Raw genomic sequence first — 1,858 nt, forward strand, 5'->3', positions numbered from 1 at the left:
AAAATGTCATTCAAATCATGACAGAGATGTAAATGCATCCATCAATATATTGATGCAAGGCATATTGGCAAATTAAACACAAAAACAACCGCAGGAACTGCGGGGATAGCTTGGTAAGAAAGGTTTCGATAGAAACCTGTTCCCAAGAATCTCGTCACTTCAGTGATGAGAGGTTCAAACGAGTGTAGATGTTACACTTTCAGAAAAACTATTAGAAGTCATGTATTGTATTATTGGATTGATTTCTATTTATGTTGCCTTTAAAAATCTAAAAGATAAAGAAAATAAAAACAGTGTTGGTTCATTTGTCTTCTGGTTTGATTTAGGATTGATGTTTGTACTAGGCAAATGGTTGCCTGCCTTGGCTGATGGTATCTTATTGATTATCTTGGTTTTACCTCCAATTCTAAAGAAAGTTTCACCTGGTAATGAGCCTGAACCTACGCTTGAAGAGATGGAACAAAATAATAAAAAGATTGGCACAAAAGTATTTGTTCCAGCTGTATGTATTGGTTTATTCGCATTACTTGCAGCTTTCTTCACAAAGATTTCACCATTAGTCGGAATGAGTGTAGGTGTTTTTGTGGCTATCATTATTTTGCGTGTCTATTCAAAAGATAATACACCAAGTATTTTCTTGAAGGATTGTCGTAGAATGATGGATGTGGTTGGACCATTAAGCATGCTACCAATGTTACTTGCGGCTTTAGGAGCTGTATTTACTGCTGCAGGTGTTGGAGATGTCATTTCTAGTTTAGTATCTAATATTATTCCTGCAGGCAATGTTACAATTGGAATTATTGTTTATGCGATTGGCATGGCAGTATTTACCATGATCATGGGAAATGCTTTTGCGGCAATAACCGTAATGACAGTTGGTATTGGGGCACCTTTTGTCCTTAAATATGGAGCAGATCCAGTAGTGATTGGATCTTTAGCATTAACTTGTGGATATTGTGGTACACTATGTACGCCAATGGCAGCAAACTTTAATATGGTTCCTGTCGCAATTTTAGAAATGAAAGATAAAAATGGTGTCATTAAAAAACAGGTGCTTGTTGCCGTAATAATGTTAGTGGTACAAATCGTCATGATGATCATGATGTCATAGGAGATGAAATGTTATGAAAAAAGTATTAATTACAGGTTTTGATCCTTTTGGAGGAGAAAAAATCAATCCAGCTTATGAGGCTGTTAAATTATTGCCGGATGAAATTGGTGGGGCAAAAATCATTAAGAAAGAAATTCCTACAGTATTTCAAAAAGGGCCGGATGCAGTTTATGAAGCCATTCAAGAAAATCAACCAGATTACGTATTATGCATTGGTCAAGCTGGAGGAAGAAGTCAAGTCACACCGGAATGGGTGGGAATCAATTTTAGAAATGCCAGAATTGCCGATAATGAAGGCAATCAACCTTTACAGACAAGTATTGTAGAAAATGGGCCAGAAGCTTATTTTACAATGCTTCCTGTATTTAGAATGGTTGAAAAAATGAAGGAAAATGGAATTCCTGCAAGTGTTAGTTATACAGCAGGAACTTATGTTTGTAACGATGTAATGTATTCTGTATTGCATTATTGTAATACAGAATTTAAAGATGTAAAAGGTGGCTTTATGCATGTGCCTTTTGCGACTGAACAAACAGTAAATCAGCCAGCAGGAACTCCTGGAATGAATTTAAAAGATATTGCTAAAGCCATTGAATTGTCTGTAGAAGCTATGTTAGAGAGTGATACGGATATTAAAGTGGTTTCTGGAGAAACACATTAAGAGAAAAGATTTGTTCTTTTCTTTTTTTCTTGTTGAAAAAAAAGGGTGAGTCTATTATTATGACTCACCAAGAAATAGGAATATAT

Annotated in this window: 2 protein-coding genes; both read left to right on the forward strand. The window is 35.5% G+C overall.

Annotated features, from left to right (window positions below; genetic code table 11):
- Positions 1-220 precede the first annotated feature (220 nt).
- Entirely contained in the window at positions 221-1,111 is an 891-nt protein-coding gene (locus FYJ55_RS10555) for a DUF979 domain-containing protein (protein WP_154556785.1), read from the forward strand.
- 13 nt (positions 1,112-1,124) lie between these two features.
- The gene (pcp, locus tag FYJ55_RS10560) at positions 1,125-1,772 is read left to right on the forward strand and encodes a pyroglutamyl-peptidase I (protein WP_154556786.1); all 648 of its coding nucleotides are present in this window, start codon (positions 1,125-1,127) and stop codon (positions 1,770-1,772) included.
- Positions 1,773-1,858 lie beyond the last annotated feature (86 nt).

The sequence above is a fragment of the Holdemanella porci genome, assembly GCF_009696075.1.
GTDB classification, from domain to species: Bacteria; Bacillota_I; Bacilli_A; order Erysipelotrichales; family Erysipelotrichaceae; genus Holdemanella; species Holdemanella porci.

Coding starts and splice junctions, on each gene's coding strand:
- FYJ55_RS10555 (WP_154556785.1), top strand. CDS start 221: ATGTATTGTATTATTGGATTGATTTCTATTTATGTTGCCTTTAAAAAT.
- pcp (WP_154556786.1), top strand. CDS start 1,125: ATGAAAAAAGTATTAATTACAGGTTTTGATCCTTTTGGAGGAGAAAAA.